Annotated in this window: 19 protein-coding genes and 2 pseudogenes; 11 read left to right on the top strand and 10 right to left on the bottom strand. The window is 70.3% G+C overall.

Translation table 11 applies throughout. The annotated features are described in order from the left end of the window. Nucleotides 1–128 precede the first annotated feature (128 nt). The 3 genes from ABNF97_RS08280 to ABNF97_RS08270 form a co-directional block, all read right to left on the bottom strand. Nucleotides 129–551, bottom strand: coding sequence for an Asp23/Gls24 family envelope stress response protein (locus ABNF97_RS08280; protein ID WP_130462260.1), 423 nt, complete (start codon nt 549–551; stop codon nt 129–131). A gap of 167 nt (nt 552–718) precedes the next feature. Beyond that, complete coding sequence (gene meaB / locus ABNF97_RS08275; protein WP_130465864.1) at nt 719–1663, bottom strand: methylmalonyl Co-A mutase-associated GTPase MeaB; 945 nt, start codon at nt 1661–1663, stop codon at nt 719–721. 50 nt (nt 1664–1713) lie between these two features. Further along, entirely contained in the window at nt 1714–2913 is a 1200-nt protein-coding gene (locus ABNF97_RS08270; protein WP_130462259.1) for an acetyl-CoA C-acyltransferase, read from the bottom strand. 64 nt (nt 2914–2977) lie between these two features. On the opposite strand from ABNF97_RS08270, the gene mce reads away from it, so the two are divergent. Next, nucleotides 2978–3442, top strand: a complete 465-nt coding sequence (gene mce / locus ABNF97_RS08265; protein WP_349338141.1) for a methylmalonyl-CoA epimerase — start codon at nt 2978–2980, stop codon at nt 3440–3442. A gap of 54 nt (nt 3443–3496) precedes the next feature. Here mce and ABNF97_RS08260 read toward each other — a convergent pair whose 3' ends face one another. Then, nucleotides 3497–4378, bottom strand: a complete 882-nt coding sequence (locus ABNF97_RS08260; protein ID WP_130462257.1) for a phytanoyl-CoA dioxygenase family protein — start codon at nt 4376–4378, stop codon at nt 3497–3499. A 201-nt stretch (nt 4379–4579) separates the two neighbouring features. On the opposite strand from ABNF97_RS08260, the gene ABNF97_RS08255 reads away from it, so the two are divergent. From ABNF97_RS08255 to ABNF97_RS08240, 4 genes are all read left to right on the top strand, one after another. Continuing rightward, nucleotides 4580–5662 carry a TIGR03621 family F420-dependent LLM class oxidoreductase gene (locus tag ABNF97_RS08255; protein ID WP_349338140.1) on the top strand — a complete coding sequence of 361 codons (1083 nt, stop codon included), beginning with the start codon at nt 4580–4582 and terminating at the stop codon, nt 5660–5662. Nucleotides 5663–5925: 263 nt separating this feature from the next. Further along, nucleotides 5926–7206: a coiled-coil domain-containing protein gene (locus tag ABNF97_RS08250; protein ID WP_349338139.1), complete on the top strand. Its 1281-nt coding sequence runs from the start codon at nt 5926–5928 to the stop codon at nt 7204–7206. 194 nt (nt 7207–7400) lie between these two features. Then, on the top strand, nt 7401–9626 hold the full coding sequence (locus ABNF97_RS08245; protein ID WP_349338138.1) for a coiled-coil domain-containing protein: 2226 nt from the start codon (nt 7401–7403) through the stop codon (nt 9624–9626). 160 nt (nt 9627–9786) lie between these two features. Beyond that, nucleotides 9787–11025, top strand: a complete 1239-nt coding sequence (locus ABNF97_RS08240) for an AI-2E family transporter (protein ID WP_502930469.1) — start codon at nt 9787–9789, stop codon at nt 11023–11025. Between the two features lie 63 nt (nt 11026–11088). On the opposite strand, the gene ABNF97_RS08235 is transcribed toward ABNF97_RS08240, so the two are convergent. Beyond that, nucleotides 11089–11322: a hypothetical protein gene (locus ABNF97_RS08235; protein ID WP_130462253.1), complete on the bottom strand. Its 234-nt coding sequence runs from the start codon at nt 11320–11322 to the stop codon at nt 11089–11091. Further along, nucleotides 11315–12577: a hypothetical protein gene (locus tag ABNF97_RS08230; RefSeq protein WP_130462252.1), complete on the bottom strand. Its 1263-nt coding sequence runs from the start codon at nt 12575–12577 to the stop codon at nt 11315–11317. The genes ABNF97_RS08235 and ABNF97_RS08230 overlap by 8 nt, the downstream gene beginning before the upstream one ends. A 228-nt stretch (nt 12578–12805) precedes the next feature. Between ABNF97_RS08230 and ABNF97_RS08225 the strand changes: the two genes are divergently transcribed. The 5 genes and pseudogenes from ABNF97_RS08225 (at nt 12806) to ABNF97_RS08205 (ending at nt 15487) form a co-directional block, all read left to right on the top strand. Beyond that, on the top strand, nt 12806–13012 hold the full coding sequence (locus tag ABNF97_RS08225; protein WP_207230471.1) for a hypothetical protein: 207 nt from the start codon (nt 12806–12808) through the stop codon (nt 13010–13012). Nucleotides 13013–13167: 155 nt separating this feature from the next. Then, on the top strand, nt 13168–13428 hold the full coding sequence (locus tag ABNF97_RS08220) for a hypothetical protein (protein WP_130462251.1): 261 nt from the start codon (nt 13168–13170) through the stop codon (nt 13426–13428). 22 nt (nt 13429–13450) lie between these two features. Next, nucleotides 13451–14085, top strand: a pseudogene (locus ABNF97_RS08215) (hypothetical protein). 105 nt (nt 14086–14190) lie between these two features. Next, complete coding sequence (locus tag ABNF97_RS08210; RefSeq protein ID WP_130462250.1) at nt 14191–14598, top strand: hypothetical protein; 408 nt, start codon at nt 14191–14193, stop codon at nt 14596–14598. Nucleotides 14599–14703: 105 nt separating this feature from the next. After that, nucleotides 14704–15487 (top strand): annotated as a pseudogene (locus ABNF97_RS08205) (transposase family protein). A 9-nt stretch (nt 15488–15496) separates the two neighbouring features. Here ABNF97_RS08205 and ABNF97_RS08200 read toward each other — a convergent pair. The 4 genes from ABNF97_RS08200 to ABNF97_RS08185 all read right to left on the bottom strand — a co-directional run bounded on the left by ABNF97_RS08200 (nt 15497) and on the right by ABNF97_RS08185 (nt 18155). Next, nucleotides 15497–16078 carry a hypothetical protein gene (locus ABNF97_RS08200; protein WP_207230470.1) on the bottom strand — a complete coding sequence of 194 codons (582 nt, stop codon included), beginning with the start codon at nt 16076–16078 and terminating at the stop codon, nt 15497–15499. 147 nt (nt 16079–16225) lie between these two features. Then, nucleotides 16226–16807 carry a hypothetical protein gene (locus ABNF97_RS08195; protein WP_349338136.1) on the bottom strand — a complete coding sequence of 194 codons (582 nt, stop codon included), beginning with the start codon at nt 16805–16807 and terminating at the stop codon, nt 16226–16228. 114 nt (nt 16808–16921) lie between these two features. Continuing rightward, complete coding sequence (locus ABNF97_RS08190) at nt 16922–17719, bottom strand: transposase family protein (protein WP_130462249.1); 798 nt, start codon at nt 17717–17719, stop codon at nt 16922–16924. 256 nt (nt 17720–17975) lie between these two features. Beyond that, complete coding sequence (locus ABNF97_RS08185; RefSeq protein ID WP_130462248.1) at nt 17976–18155, bottom strand: hypothetical protein; 180 nt, start codon at nt 18153–18155, stop codon at nt 17976–17978. Between the two features lie 416 nt (nt 18156–18571). Here ABNF97_RS08185 and ABNF97_RS08180 point away from each other — a divergent pair, with 416 nt between their 5' ends. Continuing rightward, nucleotides 18572–19915, top strand: coding sequence for a glycoside hydrolase family protein (locus ABNF97_RS08180; RefSeq protein WP_130462247.1), 1344 nt, complete (start codon nt 18572–18574; stop codon nt 19913–19915). Nucleotides 19916–19953 lie beyond the last annotated feature (38 nt).

Raw genomic sequence — 19953 nt, 5'->3', positions numbered from 1 at the left:
AGGTAGCCCGCGATCAAGGCCGGAATGTCCCGCGATCAAGGGACCTTCCGGCACCGGGGCGGGTGCCTACCGGGCGGAAGATCCCTGATCACGGTGATCGCGGCCGGGGCGGACGTCCACCGGCCAGATTAGGCCCCGGGGGCCGGCGGGCTGTTCAGTTCGATGTCGTCGACCTTGACGTTCACCTCGGCGACCGTCAGGCCGTACTTCTCCACCGCCTCGATGACCTTGGCCCGGACCGCCTCGGTCACCTCCTGTACGACGTGCCCGGCCTCGATCACCAGCACGATCCTGATGGTCGCGCTGGTCCCCTTCACCTCGGCCGAGACGCCCCGCCCGGCGTCACCCACCTCGTCCAGACCGACCCTGTCCAGCACGCTGTTGAAGAACCGGGCGACATCGCCACCGAGATCGGCGACACCGGGCACCGAGCGGGCCGCCGTACCGGCGATCTTCTCGACGACCTCTTCGGACACTTCGGTGCCACCCCTCGGCGCCGCCGCCGGTGCGGTCACCGGAGCCTGGCCGGAATCGTTCTGAAGCTCGGTCATTCTCTCTCCCCTGGTCTCGACGGCCTGCACGGCGCCGTCGGCGTTGACGGAGCCTATCCGCCGCCGGCGAACCGACGACGGAACTGACACATTCTCGGCTCTGTCGAGTCCGGCCGGGAGGCCCGGAGGGGTGGCGCGGCGCACGGAAGGTACCGGACCCGCGGGGTTCAGCCGGTGACTCGGCCGAGCTGATCGAGCAGTTCGCCGGCTGCCGCGTACGGGTCGAGTGCGCCGTCGGCCACCCGGTCGGCGAGCGCCGCCAGCGACGTACCCGCGCGGAGCGAGCCGATCCGGTCCCGGAGGGTGCCGAGCGCGATCGCCTCGACCTCGGCGGCGGCCCGGGCCTGGCGGCGACGGCGCAGCTCGCCGTGCTCGACCAGCCAGCCGCGGTGCTTCTCCACCGCCGTGACCACGTCGTCGATCCCCTCGCCCCGGGCCGCCACCGCGCGCACCACGCGCGGTCGCCACTGACCGGGGCCACGCTCGCCCAGCGCGATCATGCCGTTGATGTCCCGCACGGTGGCGTCGGCACCGTCCCGGTCGGCCTTGTTCACCACGAAGACGTCGGCGATCTCCAGGATGCCGGCCTTGACCGCCTGGATCGCGTCACCCATCCCCGGCGCCAGCAGCACCAGGGTGGTGTCGGCCAGCGAGGCGACGTCGACCTCGGCCTGGCCGACCCCGACGGTCTCCACCAGTACGACGTCGCAGCCGGCCCCCTCCAGCACCCGGACCGCCTGCGGGGTGGCCGCCGCCAGCCCGCCCAGGTGTCCCCGGCTGGACATGGACCGGATGTAGACGCCGGGGTCGGTGGCGTGGTCCTGCATCCGGACCCGGTCGCCGAGGATCGCCCCGCCGGTGAACGGGCTGGACGGGTCCACCGCGAGCACCCCGACCCGGTGGTCCCGGGCCCGCAGCGCCCGGACCAGCTCGTTGGTGGTGGTCGACTTCCCCACCCCGGGCGAACCGGTCAGCCCGATCACCTGGGCCCGCCCGGTGTGTGGCGCGAGCGCCGCCGCGACCTGCGGCAGCAGTTCGTCACCGGACTCGACCAGGGTGATCAGCCGGGCCACCGCCCGGGCATCGCCCCGGCGGGCCCGGTCGACCAACATCGGCACGTCCCGGCTGCGCCGCACGGACCGGTTGGCGGCCGACGCCGCGGTCACTCCCGCCCGCCGGCCTGTCCCGGCACGTGCACGATCAGCGCATCGCCCTGGCCACCGCCGCCGCAGAGCGCGGCCGCGCCGGTACCGCCACCCCGGCGGCGCAGTTCCATCGCCAGGGTGAGCACCAGCCGGGCCCCGGACATCCCGATCGGGTGGCCCAGCGCGATGGCGCCGCCGTTGACGTTGACGATCTCGTCCGAGACGCCGAGATCCCGGATCGACTTGATGCCCACCTGCGCGAACGCCTCGTTGATTTCGATCAGGTCGAGGTCGCCGACGCCGAGCCCCGCCTTGCGCAGCGCGTGCTCGATGGCGTTCGCCGGCTGCGAGTGCAGCGAGTTGTCCGGGCCGGCCACGTTGCCGTGCGGGCCGATCTCGGCCAGCCAGGTCAGCCCCAGTTCCTCCGCCTTGGCCCTGCTCATCACCACCACCGCGCAGGCACCGTCGGAGATCGGCGAGGAGCTACCCGCGGTGATCGTCCCGTCCGGGGTGAACGCCGGGCGCAACCGGGCCAGCGACTCGGCGGTGGTGTCCGGGCGTACGCCCTCGTCCTCGTCGATCACCAGCGGGTCGCCCTTGCGCTGCGGCACCGACACCGGAACGATCTCCTCGGCGAAGGCGCCGTTCTTCTGCGCCGCGGCGGCCCGCTGGTGGCTGGCGGCGGCGAAGGCGTCCTGGTCGGCCCGGCTGATCCCGTGCCGTGCGTTGTGCCGCTCGGTGGACTCGCCCATCGCGCAGCAGTCCCACGGGTCGGTGAGCCCGTCCAGCGCCATGTGGTCCTTCACGGTCACGTCGCCGTACTTGTAGCCGGCCCGCTGACCGAGCAGCAGGTGCGGGGCGTTGGTCATCGACTCCATGCCGCCGGCCACCACGATGTCGAACTCGCCCGCCCGGATGAGCTGGTCGGCCAGGGCGATCGCGTCCAGGCCGGAGAGGCAGACCTTGTTGATGGTCAGCGCCGGTACGGACATCGGCACGCCCGCCTCCACCGCCGCCTGCCGGGCCGGGATCTGTCCGGCGCCGGCCTGGAGCACCTGCCCCATGATCACGTACTGCACCTGGTCGGCGGAGACCCCGGAACGTTCCAGGGCGGCCCGGATGGCGATGCCACCGAGCCTGGTCGCCGAGAAGTCCTTGAGGTTGCCGAGCAGCCGACCCATCGGGGTACGGGCGCCGTTGACGATCACGGATGCCATGGGAACTGTCGCCTCCGGGGGACCTGGCGGAGCGCCTTAACGTCGGTTAGGTCAGACTAGCCTGGTGGACGACGACAACCGGGACACCCCCGCTGCCGACTATCTCACAGGCATCGGCCTGCTCGGCATCGATCACGTCGGGGTGGCGGTGGCCGACCTCGACACCGCGATCGAGTTCTACCAGCGGGTCTTCGGGATGCGCTGCGTGCACACCGAGACCAACCCCGAGCAGGGGGTCCGGGAGGCGATGCTCCAGGTCGGCCCGGCGCCGGACGGCGGCTGCGTGCAACTGCTGGCGCCGCTGACCCCGGACTCCACGATCGCCAAGTTCCTGGACCGCAGCGGGCCGGGCGTGCAGCAGGTCGCGTACCGGGTTGCCGACGTCGACGCCGCCTGCGCGGCCCTGCGCGACCGGGGTGTACGGGTGCTCTACGAGACGCCGAAACGCGGTACCGCCGGCTCCCGGGTCAACTTCGTGCACCCCCGCGACGCCGGCGGCGTACTGGTGGAACTCGTCGAACCCGCGTAGGGAAGGGTCCACCTCTTATCGTTTCCGGTTGTAGCCGGGGCCCTCCCTGACACGTCAGGCCGGCACGCTGTCGTACGACTCGACCAGCTCGGGCGGCATCGGCGCCAGGTCGGTGGCCCGACGGAAGTCGCCGAGGGTGGTACCGGTGCACTCCGAGTCGACGTTGCGGGCGCCGGCCCGGGTCCGGACGTCACCCAGGTTGACCGCCCGGAAGTCGATGGAGAACCTGGTCCGGCCGGAGGTGTTCGGCACGGTCGTGTGCAACTGGGCACCGGAGAAGACCAGCACCCCGCCGGGCGGTGTGATCACCCGCAGGTCGGGCTCCCGCTCCAGCTCCTGCTCCAACTCCGGCTGCCGGCGGGTCTCGGCGTGCACCTGGGCGGCGGCGGCGCTCCTGCCGTGTGCCACCCACTGCGCGTAGTTGTAGTCCCGGGAACTGTTCCGGACTCCGGTGTCGAAGTATCTCGGGTGGAAGGCCATCACGTTCGTCTCGGTCAGCTCGTACACCGGAATCCAGAAGTTGAGCTGGCACATCGGCGCGGAGAACCAGGTGTCCCGGTGCGGCTCGAACTGCAGCGTCAGCCCGGCGTTCAGGTATTCGCTGGTCATCGAGCGCAGCCGGGGTACGTCGAAGTAGGTCCGCGCCGGGTCGGCACCGAGGTCCGTCAGGAGTCCCCGGACCAGGTCGGCGCTGCGCGGGTGGTTGATGAAGCCGGGTTTCAGCTCGGCCAGCACCGAGACGTAGTCCGGGGCGGCCAGGTGGTGCTGCGCCTCCGGCGGGAAGTGCGGCGCGAACGCGGTCTCGGTCATCTGCCGGGCGAACGCGACCAGCGCCATCGAGTGCGGCGTCGGCGAGTAGACGAACAAATCCCCGGCGAAGAGCCGTTCCCGGCGCTCGTCGTCGGAGATCGGCGAGTCGAAGTGCAGCACCGTCACGGCGGCCTCCTGCGGTAGCTCCCGGTAGGTCCGGCGCCCGGCGGGTCACGCCGGGTCGCGCAGCGGTCACGGTAGGCCGCCGGACGGCGGCCCGGAATGCGCCGTCCGGTCGGGCCGGGACCGGTGTCGACAATCCGACTTCACCTCGGGTACCCGGGCGGAACGCCGGGTGTGCTGCCCGCCGGCACATAGAGTCGGGCGATGCCGCCCGCGCATCCCGCCGCGCCCGTCGCCACCCCGGCGAGCCCGGCGCCGCGCACCGGGTCGTCCACCACCCCGGCGAGCCCGGCGCCGCGCACCGGGTCGTCCGCCACCCCGGCCGGGTCCGGTCCCGCCGGGGTACGCCCGTTCCGGTTCACCGCCGCGATGCCCGGACTGGACCGGCCGGCGGCGCGGTGGCGCGACGAGATCCGCCGGATCGAGGACCTAGGCTTCCACTCCGTCTCGGTCTCCGACCACTTCACCGGCGGCTGGGCGATGGATCCGCTGGTGACGATGACGGTGGCCGCCGAGGCGACCAGCCGGCTCCGGGTGCTGGGCATGGTCTTCTGCAACGACTTCCGGCATCCGGTACTCCTGCACAAGGCGCTGGCCAACCTCGACGTCTTCTCCGGCGGCCGGGTGGAGATCGGCCTCGGCGCCGGGTGGCTGCGCGACGACCACGACGCCGCCGGGCTGCCGTTCGACCCCCCGGCGGTACGGGTCGCCCGGCTGGCCGAGTCCGTCGAGATCCTGCTCCGGCTCTTCGGCGACGAGCCGGTCGACTTCACCGGCCGGCACTACCGGATCACCGGGCTGCTCGGGCTGCCGGAGCCGGTGCAGCGTCCGCATCCCCCGCTACTGGTCGGCGGCGGCAGCCGGCAAATCCTCGAACTGGCCGGCCGGTGCGCCGACATCGTCGGGATCAACCCGCGGCTCGCCCCGGACGTCGACCCGCTGGCCGCGGTCGCCGAGATGAGTCCGGAGCGCTTCGCCCGGAAGGTGGCCTGGGCCAGGAACGCGGCGACGGCGGCCGGGCGGGATCCGGCCGGTCTGGAGTTCCAGTCCCGGATGTTCGACGTACGGGTGGTGCACCGGGGTGTCGAGCACCGCGCCTCCTCCAGCCACGCCCGGCTCGTCGACCCGGCCGCGCTGGCCGGCTCGCCGTCGGTGCTGCACGGCAGCGTGGACGAGTGCGTCGACAAGCTCCTCGCGCTCCGCGACCGGTACGGGGTCAGTTATCTGCACCTCGGCGGCAATCTCGACGCCGCCGCCCCGATCGTCGCCCGGCTGGCTGGACGGTGACCACCCGGCCGATGGCAGGACGGCTACCCCCGGCCGACGGCACGACGGCTACCCCGGCCGACGGCACGACGACCACCCCGGAGCCCGTCCGCCCGAGGGGTTTCGGAACCGGCATCGACGGCACTCGTCCGGAGGTCCTCCGAGCACAGTAGATCCGGCAAAGAGAATCGCCGTACGGCGGGTTGAGTTGACCTTGTGAACTGGGCGCGATAGTACGGCTCGGCCCTTGCGAAGCACCCCGGTAAGTCTGCAAGTATGTCCCAATGCCCCAGCAGCAGTCCTCCCCTCTCGCGTTCTTCGACAACGCGAACTCGCAGCCAGACTTCACGGTTGCCCTGCGCGGCTACGACCGTGAGCAGGTCAACAGCCACCTGGGCCGGTTGAACGCCGCTCTGAACCAGTCCGAGCAGGCCCGTGCCGAGGCCGAGCAGCGGATGAACGACGCACAGCGCCGACTCCGCCAGGCCGAGCAGCGGCTCGCGTCGGTCGAGCAGAAGCTCACCGACACCAACAAGCAGCTCGAGGAGAACAACCGCCCCACCCTCTCCGGCCTGGGCACCCGGGTAGAGCAGATCCTGCGCCTCGCCGAGGAGCAGGCGAACGACCACCGCGGCGAGGCCAAGCGCGAGTCGGAGGGCATCCTCTCGGCCGCCCGGCTGGAGGCCCGGGAGATCACCGACAAGGCCCGCGCCGAGGCCGCCGCGATGAAGGCCTCCGCCGAGCGGGAGGCGGGCAGCGTCCGCACCGCCGCCGAGCGGGAGGCCGCCGAGGTCCGGGTGCAGGCCCGCCGGGAGGCGGACACCCTGCGCGCCGACGCCGAGCGGGAGACCAAGCAGCTCCGCACGGTGACCGCGCACGAGGTGGCCGAGCTGAAGTCCACCGTCGAGCGGGAGGTCGCCACCCTCCGGGCGACCGCCGAGCGGGAGATCACCCAGCAGCGCGCCAAGGCGGCCCGGGAGGCCGAGGAAAAGCGCGCCGAGGCGACCAAGCTGCTCACCGACGCCCGGGACAAGCGCGACAAGGACCTCCAGGCGCTGGAACTCCAGCTCGCCGAGCGCCGCGAGAAGGCCGAGCGCGAGGAGTCCGAGCGGCACGCCGCCCAGGTCGCCCAGACCCAGAAGCTGGTCGCCGAGGCCGAGCAGCGGGCCCGGGCCGCGCAGGACCGCGCCAAGGAGATCGAGCAGCGTGCCGAGGCCCGCCGGGTGGAGTCGGAGCGGAACGCCGCCGAGACCATCGACAAGGCGAAGGCGCTCGCCGACAAGACCCTCAACGAGGCCCGTGCCGAGGCACACCGCCTGCTCACCGAGGCACGCACCGAGGCCGACCTGACCACGCAGGCGGCCCGCCGCGAGGTCGAGGACCTCACCCGGCAGAAGGACGCCGTCACCTCGCAGCTCGGGCAGATGCTCTCCGGCCTGGCCGGCATCGTGCCGGGCGTCGGTGGGGCAGCCGCCAAGCCGGAGGCGGCGCCGACGACGCCGGCGGCGGCCACCGCCGAGAAGGCCGAGTCGGAGGAGCGGGTTCCCGCCGAAGCCACGAGCTGACCCCGAGGGCGGATCGCGGGTCGGACTGCGGGGCAGCAGCACGGCCGGGGCCGTACCGGAATTTCCGGTACGGCCCCGAGTGGTGCGCGGCGTACGGGTCGACAGATCGGCCAATGTCATGACCGGTGAGCTTCGTCCCATCAGCCCCGCCGGGTATCGCCGCAGAACCGGCCACCTCGTGTGAGGATGGGAGCATGTCGCACGGCGAGGAACTGTTTGCCCTGAACGGAGACGTGGCTACGGAGCCGAGCTTCGAGCCGGCCTTTCGGGGCTACGACAAGGGGCAGGTGGACCGGTACGTCGCTCGCGCCGAGAACGACATCGCCACCCTGGCCGCCCAGCGTGAGCACGCGTACACCCAGATCCACAACCTGGCCGGCCAGGTCGAGGTGCTGCAACGCGACCTCGCGGCGGTACGCCGGCAGGTCGGCATGGTCGACCGGGCGTCATTCCGGCACCTCGGTCCGGTGGTCGAACAGATCCTGGCGCTCGCCGAGGAGCAGGCCGAGATCATCCACCGGGACACCCTCCAGGAGATCGAGGCCCGCCGGGCCGAGGCGGAACAGGTGCTCGAGGACGCCCGAGCGCAGGCCGCCGACGCGCTGCGCGACTTCGAACTCGCGCTCGCCGCCCGCCGCGCCGAGGAGGAGAAGGTCAACACGGCCCGCCGGGCGGAGGCGGACGCCGCCGTCACCGCCGCCGCCGAGGAGGCCACCCGGCTCCGCGAGGCCGCGCAGGCCGCCTTCGAGAAGGCCAAGCAGGAGGGTTCCGAGCTGCGCAACCGGGCCGCCGAGGAGGCGAACCGGCTGCGCGAGGCGAGCCAGGCGGCGCACGCCAAGGCCGTACAGGAGGCGAAGGAGCTCCGGGACACCGCCGAGCAGGAGGCGAACCGGCTCACCGAGCTGACCAACCAGCAGGCCCGGGAGCTGACCGAGCGGACCGAGCGGGAGAGCCAGCAGGTCGTCGAGCGGGCCCGCCAGGAGTCGGCGCGGCTGCGGCACGCGGCCCAGCACGAGGCCAACCGGCTGCGTGACGCCGCGCAGCAGGAGGCGACCCGGCTGCGCGAGGCCGGACAGGCGGCGCACCTCCAGGCCCAGCAGGAGGCGCAGCGGCTGACCGACGCGGCGAGCCAGGAGGCCGACCGCATGATCGAGATCGCCAAGCAGGAGGCCACCCGGCTGCGCGAGGCCGGCCAGGGGCTGCACGCGAAGGCCAAGCACGAGGCCACCCAGCTCCGCGAGGCCGGGCAGGCGGCGCACGCCAAGGCCCAGCAGGAGGCGACCCGGATCAACGAGGAGACCGCCGAGTACGTCCGCAAGTCCCGGGCCGACGTCGAGGACTACGCCCAGAAGGTGCGGGCGGAGACGCAGCAGGAGCTGGGCGCCTGGCGGTCGGGCGTCGAGCAGGAGGTGAACCGGCGCCGCACCACCGCAGAGACGGAGATCGCCGCCCTGCGGAGCGCGGCCGAGCAGGAACTCGCCGCCGGCCGGGCCGCGCTGGAGGAGGAACTCGCCGCCTACCGGACCGGGGCCGATCGCGAGTTCGAGCAGCGCAGGTCGGAGCTGGAACAGCAGTTCCAGGAACGGCAGGCCGAGCTGGAGCAGCAGGTGGAGCAGCGGCGCTCGGAGCTGGAGGAGTCGTACGAGACCCGCCGGGCGGAGATCGAGGGCGGCGTCGACCGGGTCCGCCAGGAGGCCGACGAGTACGCCGAACGGGTGCGCCGGGAGGCCGACGAGCACGCCGTGGAGGTCCGGCGGGAGGCCGAGGAGCGCCTCGCCGAGTTGCAGCGGCAGGCCGACGAGCAGGCCGCCACGTCCCGGCGCCAGTTCGAGGAGTACATGGCGACCGCCCAGCAGCACCTGGCCACCACGCAGCAGCACCTGGCCGGTACCCAGCAGGAGGCGGCAGCCGGCCGGCAGCAGCTGGCCGAGGTGATGCAGGAGCTCGCCGAGGCACAGCAGGCGCTCGCCGACATCCGCCAGGAGACCGTCGCCTCCCGCCAGGAGTCCGACCGGATCCAGCGACAGCTCGCCGCCGCCCGGGACCAGCTCGCCGGTGAGCGGGACCGGCTGACCGGCACGGAGCAGTCGGCCCAGCAGGCCGAGCAGCAGCTGGCGCTGGCCGAGGCGGACATGCAGCAGATCGTCGAGGCCGCCGCCGAGCAGGTCGCCGCCGACCAGCAGGCCGGATCGGCGGACGGCGGGAAGTCCGCGAACCGGGTGAGCGAGCCGGTGACCGCCGGAGCCGACGGCAGCGGCATCGACGGGGAGCCGACCGTCGCCGCGGTGCCCGGCACCGGTGGCCGGGAGCCGATGCCGACCCGGATCACCAGCACCGGCGACTCCGGCAAGCGCAGCGGCAAGCCGAAGGTCGAGGACCAGGGCACCAAGTCGAACAAGGTCACCGTCGACTCGGAGTAGCCGCCCTCGGAGTAGCGACACCCAGGCCGGCCGGCCGCGTCACGGGCGTTGCCCGGAGCCGTTAACCTTCGCCCAGACGAGGCGTCGGGGGAGGTCAGGGGTGAGCAGCGAACAGCCATCGGTGCAGGACGAGCGGCGCGACGGCGACGCCCAGGGGAACGTGCCTCGGCCGGCCGGGCCGGTCGACGCCTCTGCCGGAACCGAAGAGGACCCGGCGCCTGCCCGCGCCGGCGCCGACCCTGATTCCGGCACCGGCCCGAATCCCGACCCCGGCCCGGATGTCGGTTCTGTCCCTGATCCCGGCAGCGGCCACGATTCCGCTTCCGGCACGGCGGGGCCCTCGGCCGCCGGTGGCCGGTTCGGTCGGCCCGGTCAGCCCCTGCGGCTCAGCCCGTTCCTGGTCGGACTCACCGGCGGGCTGGGCGTGCTGCTCGCGTACACGATCTTCCTCGCGGTCCGCAACGCGGGCTCGGTGCTGGTGCTGGTCTTCATCGCGCTCTTCCTGGCGATCGGCCTGCACCCGGCGGTGGTCCGGCTGCGGTCCTGGGGACTGCCCCGTGGCCTCGCCGTGGCGGCGGTGACCCTGACCCTGCTCGCGATCATCACCGGTGCGGTGTACGCGCTGGTCCCGCCGATCGTCAGCCAGACCGGCGAGCTGATCGGGCAGGTGCCCGACTACATCACCCAGCTGCGCCGCAACGGCACCGTCAACGATTTGATCGAGCAGTACGACCTGGCAGGCAAGATCGAATCGGCGGTTACCACCGAGAACCTCACCCGGGCCCTGGGCGGGGTCTTCGGGGCCGCCGGGTTCATCTTCGGCGCGGTCTTCAACGTCGTCGCCGTGATCGTGCTGACCATCTATTTCATGGCCACCTTCGATCGGCTCCGCGCCCTCGGCTACGGCCTGGTCCCGGCGAGCCGGCGGGACCGGGTACGGCTGATCGGCGACGAGATCCTCGCCAAGGTCGGCGCGTACATGGTGGGTGCGCTGGCGATCGCCCTGCTGGCCGGGGTGAGCACGTTTGTCTTCGCCGTCATCGTCGGCCTGGCGTACCCGTTCGCGCTTGCCGTGGTGGTGGCGATCTGCGACCTCATCCCGCAGATCGGCGCGACCATCGGCGCGGTGGTGGCCAGCCTGGTCGGCTTCGCCACCGACGTGCCGACCGGGATCACCTGCGTGGTCTTCTTCCTGGTCTACCAGCAACTGGAGAACTACCTCGTCTACCCCCGGGTGATGCGCCGCTCGGTGCAGGTCAACGACCTGGCGGCGATCGTCGCGGCGCTGCTCGGGGTGGCCCTGTTCGGGGTGATCGGCGCCCTGGTGGCGATCCCCGCGGTGGCCGCCATCCAACTGCTGCTCCGCGAGGTGGTGCTCCCCCGGCAGCAACACCGCTGATCCCGGCCGCCGCACCCGATCCGGGGTTGGCTCTCCGGGATACTCGACCGAAGCGTGGCCAACTCACCAGGGCACGCCGTCCCAGCGGCCCCGGTTGGCCGGGCCGCGTCGGAAGCAGTGACGGTGCTGGGCCTGCCAGCGCCGTAGCGTCGCCCGGAGCCGGTCCGCCTCGCCCCGGGCCGCGCCGATCGCGCGATACAGCTCGTCGCGTTCGGCGGCGAAGGCGCGCAGCAGCGCGTACACGTCCTGGGGTGGATCCGGCGGCGGCCGGTCGTCCGGTCCGGGATGGTCAGCCATCGCAGTTGCGGTCCCGGTCGGTGGGCTCGACCGTCAGCCGGGCCGGACCGGCGGTCAGGGCGACGTCGACCGCCTCGGCCCGGAACGCCGTCCGGCCGCAACGGGTGAGGCGTTCGTCGCCGAGCAGGTCCACCAGCAGCAGGGTCTGGAGGACGGTCAGTCGGACCGGGTCGGCCACTGGCGGGGGCGCCTCGCCGAGCGCGGCTCGGATCAGCTCGGCAACGACCTCGGGCGGCACTTCCCCAGTCCCGCCGCTGTAGCGGCTGTGCATCCGGGCGGCGAGCCGCCGTACCGTCCGGCGGTCCCGGCCGGGGGTCAGCCGCCGATCGACGGCGACGACCACGGCTGCGGCCAGCGCGTCGGCGTAGCCGTCGAGGACCTGCGCCCGGCGGTACAGGTCGAGGCGGTCGGCGTACCAGATGGGATTGCCCTGGGTGAGCAGGAGCATGCTCCGCAGGCAGTCGTCGAAGAAGGCGGCGTCGGTGTGCGGGCGGAACAGCCGCAGCCCGCCGGAGGCCCAGTAGCCGCGCCCCGCGTGCCAGGCGATCCGGCGCCGCAACGGCACCCGCAGGTGCGCCGGGACCGGCGGGTCATGCGGCCGGTGACCGGCCGCGCCCACCAGCCGACCCGCCAGCCGGGCGCCGAGGCCGACGCTGTCGGGTGGATACCAGGTCGCCTGCGCGAGGGCGACGGCCCGCGCGGTCCGGTCGGGCTTCGGGTCCAGCCCGGAAACCCTGATCGCGTACCCGGAGAGGGCTACGCTGCCCTGCTGCATCCGCGCGGTCAGCTCATCGAGGACCCCGGCTCCCCGCCGGAGGTCCGTCAGCGCGGCGGCCGACAGGGCTCCGCGCGTCGGTTCGGCGGTGCAGGTGTCGATCCGTTGCCGCAGCTCTATCAGGCCGGCGGTGCTGACGCGTACCCCGTCGGCAGCCGCGCCGAGGGCGGTGACCACTTCTTTGGCGAGGCCGGTCGGCACCGCCCGGGGCATCTGGCGCAGCTCAGTCGCCCCGCAGGCCAGCCACTGCTGGGCCCGGTCGGTCAACTCCAGGGCGGCGGTCCAGTGCCGCAGCGCCCGCGCCGGCAGCGGATGGGTCGATCCGGCCGTCACCGCCCGCGCCCGGCTGAGGTTCAGAACCAGCCGGGAGTACGCCTGCCGCAGCTCCTCGATGCCGTACTCGACCGACCGGGCCGCCTCGCGTACCGCCCGCGCCCGCTGCTCCGCCTCGTCCTCGTGCACGTCCCCGATCGACGTCATCCGGCCCACCTCATGCAGTTGTCCCTTTCTGCCAGTCGTTGTGCAGCTGCGGCTGGGCGATATCAGTCGCCAGGCGTCTTTGAGCCCTTCCACCTCTGGCGAGCCCACCACCGTGTCCCCGATAGCGGCACGGCCAGTATCCCCGTGCAGGTGCACCGGGTCAACCTTAACCGGGTGTACCTTGCAGTAGGTGCACATGCGCCCGGTTCACGTTCATAGCCTGTACACATGGACCTGGTGGCGCTGGCGGAGATCCAGGAGATGCTGGGCGGCGTCTCCCGCACCCGGGCCACCGAGGTCACGAACTACAAGACCTTCCCGGCGCCAGTCGCCGTCGTCGCATCCGGTCGTGTACGGGTCTGGAGCCGCACAGAGGTCGCCGCGTGGATCAGGGAGTACCGGCCACACCAACGCGACGACGCCGACGAGACGTAGTCACGTCAGGCGGCACCTCGCCAGCGCCAGTTCGTAGCCAACTGATCACTAAGCGCCTCGACGTGGTCGATGTCCACCGATAGCTGATCACCCTGAGCCGTTGACGCCCGCCCGTGGCGCGTCCGGCGCACCTGGTTCCTGGGGAGGATGATCCAGTGTCGAGCATCGGTGAGATCAAAGCCGGCCTCGCTCGGAGCAGAGGCGAGGCCGAGAAGGCGCTCGCGCAGCTCAATAGCGTCAACGCCGAGATCGACAAGACCATCACCGCGCTCCAGGCTCTCGCCGCCGGCACGCAGCAGCCCGCCGTCTTGGGCGCCATCAGCAAGCTCGGTGCAGCCAAGCAGAAGTTCGGCGAGGGCGCCGGTCTCATCCGAGCCGCCATCGATCAGACCGAGAAGTACAGCGCCGCCATCTAACCTCGAAGCCCTGGAAGGCCCCATGCCCACCGTCATCGTGCCCGTCGGCCTCAACCTCGGCCCGTCCTTCCGATACGTCACTCCACCAGACCCGAAACCGGAGTTCTGGGAAGTCCGTCTCGGCAACGACTCTGAAGAACTGACTGACGAGGAGTTCCAGGTATGGGGACGAGCCTTCCTGGACCCCGAACGCCACGCCCGGCTGGAAGTCAACCGCGACAGCCTGCAACTGGATGTACTGCTCGCCGGCAACGGCCCTGTCAACCCTGGTCCCGTCGTCGATGGCTCATCGACCGAGGTCTCCTCATCGAGTACGACCCGGAGAGAGATCTTGAGAAGCCCTTCCGGCGAATCACGCTCCACCCCCTCGCTGAAGGCATGGGCAACACCCCCGACGAACCCGACCGCCGACTCATCGGCCACAACGGACAGGCTCTCGTCAAGGTCAACTACACGGTCTACAACTTGTGGGCATATTCATCGACCGTCGGATCACTCTGGGAAGCCTGCGTCATCGCCACGCAGTTCGCGGACGAGCAGCGCGCCAGCGGAGAGGACATCGATCCGATGACCAGTGGTGAACTGGCGCTTGACACGGCCAAGGTCATTCCCATGCTCGTTGCCTCCGGCTGCGCGTTCCTCCAACCGGCACGATAATCAATGTTCGGACTAAGCAAACAAGGCCGAGGACGAACGAAGGACGCACGGGTCCCTGGCGCTCGGGAGAAGGCGGCCGGAGCGCTCACCGCAGCAGCGGGTGCGTTGCGGGATACTGCCCTGGAGAGTGCGCGGGACGGGATCAAGAACCTGAGTGAGAGAGTCGGCAAGCTGGCCGGGGCCGGGATAGCCGTCGCGGCCACTGCTGCCGCCGACGCCGTCGGCCACCGCCCCGCTCCTCTGATCGCGGTCGGCGCCGCCTACGCCGGTATGAAGCTCGGCGGACTCGTCGGCCGCGCCATGAACACCGGACTCGACCGGTTCACCGCCGGGCACGGTACCAGCCCGATCGGTACAGCGCTGGCGGAACTAGCCACGGCGCTACAGACGCTCGAACAGGTGGACCGGGGCATCGCAGCGGTCATCGATTTCGTGAACCAAGCCCAGACTCACGTCCAGAAGGTCAGCCGAGGTCAGGGCAACAACCTGCTCAATGAGCCTTTTCCAACCTGATCTGGCAGCACAGGGGCGGTGTGCGTAGCCCGGTGATCGATGAGGGCGAGGCTCCAGGTAAGACAGCAAATCTGTGACCCGATGCCCCGACCGGGAGCCTCGCCTGTGCTGTCTTACCCGTCCACGATCTCGTTGTCCAGCCGGACCTTGAACCACCTGGCCGACCGCATCCGTAGCCACCGCAACCAGCGCCGATCCAGGTGGCGGCGCCTCGACGCGGGACGGCAGGCACTGCTCGCCCTGGCTCACCTGCGTAACGGTGATACCTACACCCGCCTCGCTGCCGGGTTCGCCGTGGGCGTGAGCACCGCATGGCGATACGTGCAGGAAGCGATAGCCCTTCTCGCGGCGGCCGCAGATGACCTGGCCACCGCCATGGACCGGATCCGCCGACTGGCGTACGCGATCCTGGACGGCACCCTGATCCCGATTGACCGGGTCGCCGACCAGAAGCCGTACTACTCCGGGAAACACAAGCACCACGGCATGAACGTGCAGGTCATCGCCGATGCCGCCGGCCGCCTCATCTGGGCTTCGCCGGCGCTACCCGGCTCAGTCCATGACCTGACCGCAGCCCGAACCCACGGCATCATCGACGCGCTGAGCAACGCGAACGCGATGACCTTCGCCGACAAGGGCTACCAGGGCGCCCACGGCAGCGTGCGCACCCCGTTCAAGCGGCGCCGCTTCCGGCCAAATCTGTCACGCAGGCAGAAGGCCGTGAACCGGGCTCACGCGAGGATCCGCGCCCGCGGCGAACGCGCGATCGCCACCCCTCAAGACCTGGAAGATCCTGATCAAGCTGCGCTGCTGCCCACACCGAGCCACCGCGATCGTCCAAGCCATCCTCGTCCTGTACCACGTCGAAGCCAACCGCTACGCACGATGAAAGTGGCTGTCAGTAGTACGTCGGCTGCCGCTCTTCCGGGTCCGCATGCACCACGTCGAGGTTCCTGTCCGCGACGAGGCGGTCGATAACCCCACGGTCGGCTCCGATGCCGGCCCAATGAGGGTCGACGTCGCTGGCGAAACACCACGCATGATCCGCCGGCCAGACGAATGCCGGCGCTGAGTAAACTTCGGAGTCGAACAAGTCGCTCCACCCCATCAAGTCGTCCAGGGTACCGGTGAACAGGACGTATCGCCGGTGCGGAAGGTCCAGCATGGGTCCGCCAGTCAGTGCAGGATTCCGGAACGTCGCGCCACCCTCCCACACGCAGACATAGCAGTCGCGCGTGGAGGAGCTGTAGTCGGCGAGGGCCTCCAACGCTGTTCGGGCCATGTCGATCTCAGTGGATCGGCGAGATGGCAGCCGCACGTCCGACTCGCGCATATCCGGAAGGACCGGATCGGGCAGGTAGCGAAGGCGTGCGTACGCGGGGAACGAGGCCGGCCCGAACGTGATCAACCGCGTCGGGCCGACATCGGTCGCATACAGCCACGCCGCAGCAGAGAGCTCGTCAGTGGGCTGCAGTGTCATCGTCGGAATAATAGACCGCTAGTTGTAGTGGCCATGAGCGTCTTTGACGGCGTGTCGGCTTGATCCATGGAGAGACCCCCGGCGAGGTGTGAGGTGCTGACGCCCATACCTACCGGAGGCCTCTATGGCCCACCGTAAACGCTACGGCTAGTTCACTACGCAGTAGACCTCGGCCTGCCTGTAGGGTTGGTTGCTGTCGTCGATCTCGCCGATGACGTCGACGTCCTCGTGATTGCGCCACGAGATGAATTGGCTGGTCGAGTGACAGACATGCCGAGCGTTGGACCTGTTCCCAGCCCCGCCGCCGGCCGTCACCGTCACCGTGCTCGAACACGACTTCCGCCGCCAGGTGCCGTCGGTGTACCACTCGTACAAGCAGTTGTAGACGTTAGCCGTGTTGTTGGTGCACGTTCCCTTGACGTAGGTTCCATGACCCGAGACGTCAGGCGCCGTGTAGTGCGGATTGTCAGCTCCGTTGCCCGGTGTGCAGCCAAGGAGCAGGGCACTGCCTGCTACCAGGTCGACGTCCTGCCCCCGCATCGACAGGACGTTGCCCTCCTCGTCGAGGTACGTGCCCCCCGCACCGGCGGGCGCCAGCCCTGGCCGAGCCGCGGCCCGCGACGGGTCCGATGCCGGTGGAGAGGCTACGGCGCTCGCTCCGGTCGACAGCAAGGCGACGGCCAGGGCGATAGCCAAGCTCGATGCACGCATACTCCTGATCAAGGTCATTCCTCCCGTGGTGACAATGACGTGACGAGCACCGAACGTAACGTGAGAAGCACTTTGAGTCAATCGGTCGATGTATCTAAAGATAGAGATTGCCGAATGTATCGCTCAACTCGCTCAAGTTGTCTTGATCAGCCTTTTCCTTCTGCGGTCGGCTTCGACGTGGTGCAGGACGAGGATGGCTTGCACGATCGCGGTGGCGCGGCGTGGGCAGCAGCGCAGCTTGGTCAGGATTTTCCAGGTCTTGAGCGTGGCGATGGCTCTTTCGCCGCGGGCGCGGATCTTCGCGTGGACCTGGTGGATCGCCTTCTGCCGGCGTGACAGCCTCGGTCGGCAGCGTCGTCGCTTGAACGGGGTGCGCACGCTGCCGCGGGCGCCCTGGTAGCCCTTGTCCGCGAAGGTCATCACGTCGGCGCTGGTCAAGGCGTCGATGATGCCTCGGGTGCGGGCGGCGGTCAGGCCACGTGTCGAACCGGGCAGCGCGGCCGAGGCCCAGACGACACGCCCAACCGCGTCCGCGACGACCTGCACGTTCACGCCGTGGCGTTCTTGCTTGCCGGAGTAGTACGGCCTCTGGTCGGCGACCCGGTCGATCGGGATCAGCGTGCCGTCCAGGATCGCATAGGCCAGGTGCCGGATGCGCTGCATTGCAGTGTGCAGGTCGTCGGCGGTAGCGCTCAGCAGGGCGATCGCTTCTTGAAGAGCCCACGCGGTCGCGATCCCGATCTGGAAGCCGGCGGCGAGGCGGGTGTAGGCGTCGCCGTTGCGCACGTGGGTCAGGGCGAGCAGTGCCTGGCGGCCCGGGGTCAGTCGCCTCCACCGGGAGTTGCGCTGCTGGCGGTGGCCGCAGATTCGTTCGGCGAGGTGGTTCAGGGTCCGGTTGGACAACGGAATCGTGGCAGGGTGGGACAGCATGGCGAGGCTCCTGGTCGGGGCATCGGGTTGTGGTCGATTTGCTGTCCTACCTGGAGCCTCGCCCTCATCGATCAACGCCCCTCCCGACCGCGCCGACCTGCAAGATCAGGTTGGAAAAGGCTCAATGGCGCCGTCAAGGCGTATCGGCAGGCGCCCGCGCGTTTTGAAGAGGGTGTGGGCGAGATTGAGCAGGCGCAAGAGCTTGTGGGCAAGCACCTGGTGGCGGTGGCGACGGCCGGAGGATGAGGCTGAGTAATCAGTAGTACTCGCGGATGTACCCGAGCGCGCGCTCGTACACGTCGTTGTCGCGGATTTTGAACTTGGTCCAGAGCGTCCTGTGGAGTTGCTGCTGGACCAGGCGGTCGCCCTCACGGGTGTCCTGCCAGCCTGCGTCTCGCCGTTGACGAACAGCACCCTGCCCTTGCGGTCGAGCCATGCTTACTGTCATCTCCTGTGCAGCCGTCGACGGTGGTCTGACCTCGCGGGATGCTGAGCCACCGGGATACGGGGGGCGGTCGCCCGGCCCGTCGGGAGATCACATTCCGGAGGTACCGAGACTCTACCCGTAACCGGCAGGGCGGCCAGACACGCGGAGCGATCATCCGCGACCTTCTGTCCGTAATCCGTCTGAATCGAGAATAGTAACCTCTTCGCCACAGCTTGTAGTATTCATTCATGGCCAGTGGATCGAAGAGATCGGAACTACACCCCCTCTGAGCTGGGAAGGTGTCCGATCGCGCGATTGCGTCGACCCGGGGGGAGTCGGCGCGGACCGGCCGAATGGCGGTGGGCGCCTCGTCGCGCACGAGCGATGGCCCCCGCCCGTGTGCAACGCGCCCGTGGGGGGTAACCGTGACCGACAGTAACGCCGGACCTCCGATCGAGCCAGCGAGTCTCGTCCGCGATCCGCACCGCAGGCGGCGCCGCGCCACCATCGTCGGAACCTTCGGTGTCACGGCCGCACTCCTCGCCGCCAGCGGCTATCTCCTGCTCAACGTTGCGGGGCAGCCGGTCCGGGCCACGCCGATGGTGCTCGACCAGCCCGCGAGCGTCCTCTACGGACAGACGGTCAACCGCCCGATCGAGGTGGCGGCCGACAACATCACGATCCGGCGGGTGAAGGTGCGCACCGGCGGCGCCGCCGCCATCGTGATCCGGTCCGGGGTGCTCGGCACCCTGATCGAGGACACCGAGATCCGGTGCGCCTCTGCCAGGACCGACGGTGTGGTGCCGGGCGGATACTCGGCGCTACGCGTCCGGGTCAAGGGCTGCCGCGAGGCGTTCCGGCATACCGACGACAACCCGGCCACCATCGTCGAGTCGTCGCAGGACGGCAAGCCCTACCGCGCCCCGGTGCCGAGCAGCCCGACCGCGCCGATCCCGCCACCGGACCCGGACTCCCGGGCGATGGCGGAGCGGCCGCCGTACGCGCCGGCCAGCGCGCCGCCCACCCCGATCACGTACTGGCCCGGGCCGGGCAACACCGGGGTGCCCGCCGGGACGGCACTGCGCAGCTCCGGCGCGCTCAGCCTGCGCAAGGCTGGTCAGGTGGTGACCGGCCTGAACATCGTCGGCTGCGTCACCGTCGCCGCCGCCAACGTCAAGATTCTGAAGTCCAGGATCACCTGCAACAGCCCCACGTACTCGATCCGGACCCTGGCCGGGACGACGAACCTGCTGATCGAGGACGTCGAGATCAACGGCATGGCGACGAACTCGGCCTCGATCTGTTGCGCCGACTACACGCTACGCCGGGGGAACGTCTACAACATGATCGACGGACCCCGGCTGGCCAGCAACACCCGGATCTTCGACTCGTACCTGCACAGCCTGGCCCGGGTCGCCGGCTCGCACAACGACATCCTGCAGAGCACCGGCGGCAACAACATCATCGTCCGGCACAACACGCTGCTGTCGTACAACCCGGTGACCCGGGACCCGTTCAACTCCTGCCTCACCATCGGCTCGGAGACCGCCCCGTCGCTGACGAACCTGACCTTCGAGGACAACTACTGCAACGGCGGCAACTACTCGATCGGGATCAGTCCCCGGCTGGTCGGCTCCAACATCCTGTTCCGGAACAACAAGTACGGCCGCGACTACCGCTACGGGGTGGTCTCCGGCTGGAACCGCCCCGGAGTCACCTGGGAACGCCCCACCAACGTCTACTTCGACAACGGTCAGCCGGTGGTCTGACCCGTTAGCAAGGGCCCTCGCATCTACCGAAAACGATA

Source organism: Plantactinospora sp. B6F1 (genome assembly GCF_040120695.1).
Lineage (GTDB): Bacteria > Actinomycetota > Actinomycetes > Mycobacteriales > Micromonosporaceae > Plantactinospora.
Note: the sequence above shows the minus strand (reverse complement) of the source record. Positions and strands in the feature narration are given on the sequence as shown.

Coding starts and splice junctions, on each gene's coding strand:
- ABNF97_RS08185 (WP_130462248.1), bottom strand. CDS start 18,155: ATGGCTCGACCGCAAGGGCAGGGTGCTGTTCGTCAACGGCGAGACGCA.
- ABNF97_RS08200 (WP_207230470.1), bottom strand. CDS start 16,078: ATGACACTGCAGCCCACTGACGAGCTCTCTGCTGCGGCGTGGCTGTAT.
- ABNF97_RS08190 (WP_130462249.1), bottom strand. CDS start 17,719: ATGCTGTCCCACCCTGCCACGATTCCGTTGTCCAACCGGACCCTGAAC.
- ABNF97_RS08230 (WP_130462252.1), bottom strand. CDS start 12,577: ATGACGTCGATCGGGGACGTGCACGAGGACGAGGCGGAGCAGCGGGCG.
- ABNF97_RS08195 (WP_349338136.1), bottom strand. CDS start 16,807: ATGACCTTGATCAGGAGTATGCGTGCATCGAGCTTGGCTATCGCCCTG.
- ABNF97_RS08255 (WP_349338140.1), top strand. CDS start 4,580: ATGCCGCCCGCGCATCCCGCCGCGCCCGTCGCCACCCCGGCGAGCCCG.
- ABNF97_RS08250 (WP_349338139.1), top strand. CDS start 5,926: ATGCCCCAGCAGCAGTCCTCCCCTCTCGCGTTCTTCGACAACGCGAAC.
- ABNF97_RS08245 (WP_349338138.1), top strand. CDS start 7,401: ATGTCGCACGGCGAGGAACTGTTTGCCCTGAACGGAGACGTGGCTACG.
- meaB (WP_130465864.1), bottom strand. CDS start 1,663: ATGTTGGTCGACCGGGCCCGCCGGGGCGATGCCCGGGCGGTGGCCCGG.
- ABNF97_RS08235 (WP_130462253.1), bottom strand. CDS start 11,322: ATGGCTGACCATCCCGGACCGGACGACCGGCCGCCGCCGGATCCACCC.
- ABNF97_RS08270 (WP_130462259.1), bottom strand. CDS start 2,913: ATGGCATCCGTGATCGTCAACGGCGCCCGTACCCCGATGGGTCGGCTG.
- ABNF97_RS08280 (WP_130462260.1), bottom strand. CDS start 551: ATGACCGAGCTTCAGAACGATTCCGGCCAGGCTCCGGTGACCGCACCG.
- ABNF97_RS08225 (WP_207230471.1), top strand. CDS start 12,806: ATGGACCTGGTGGCGCTGGCGGAGATCCAGGAGATGCTGGGCGGCGTC.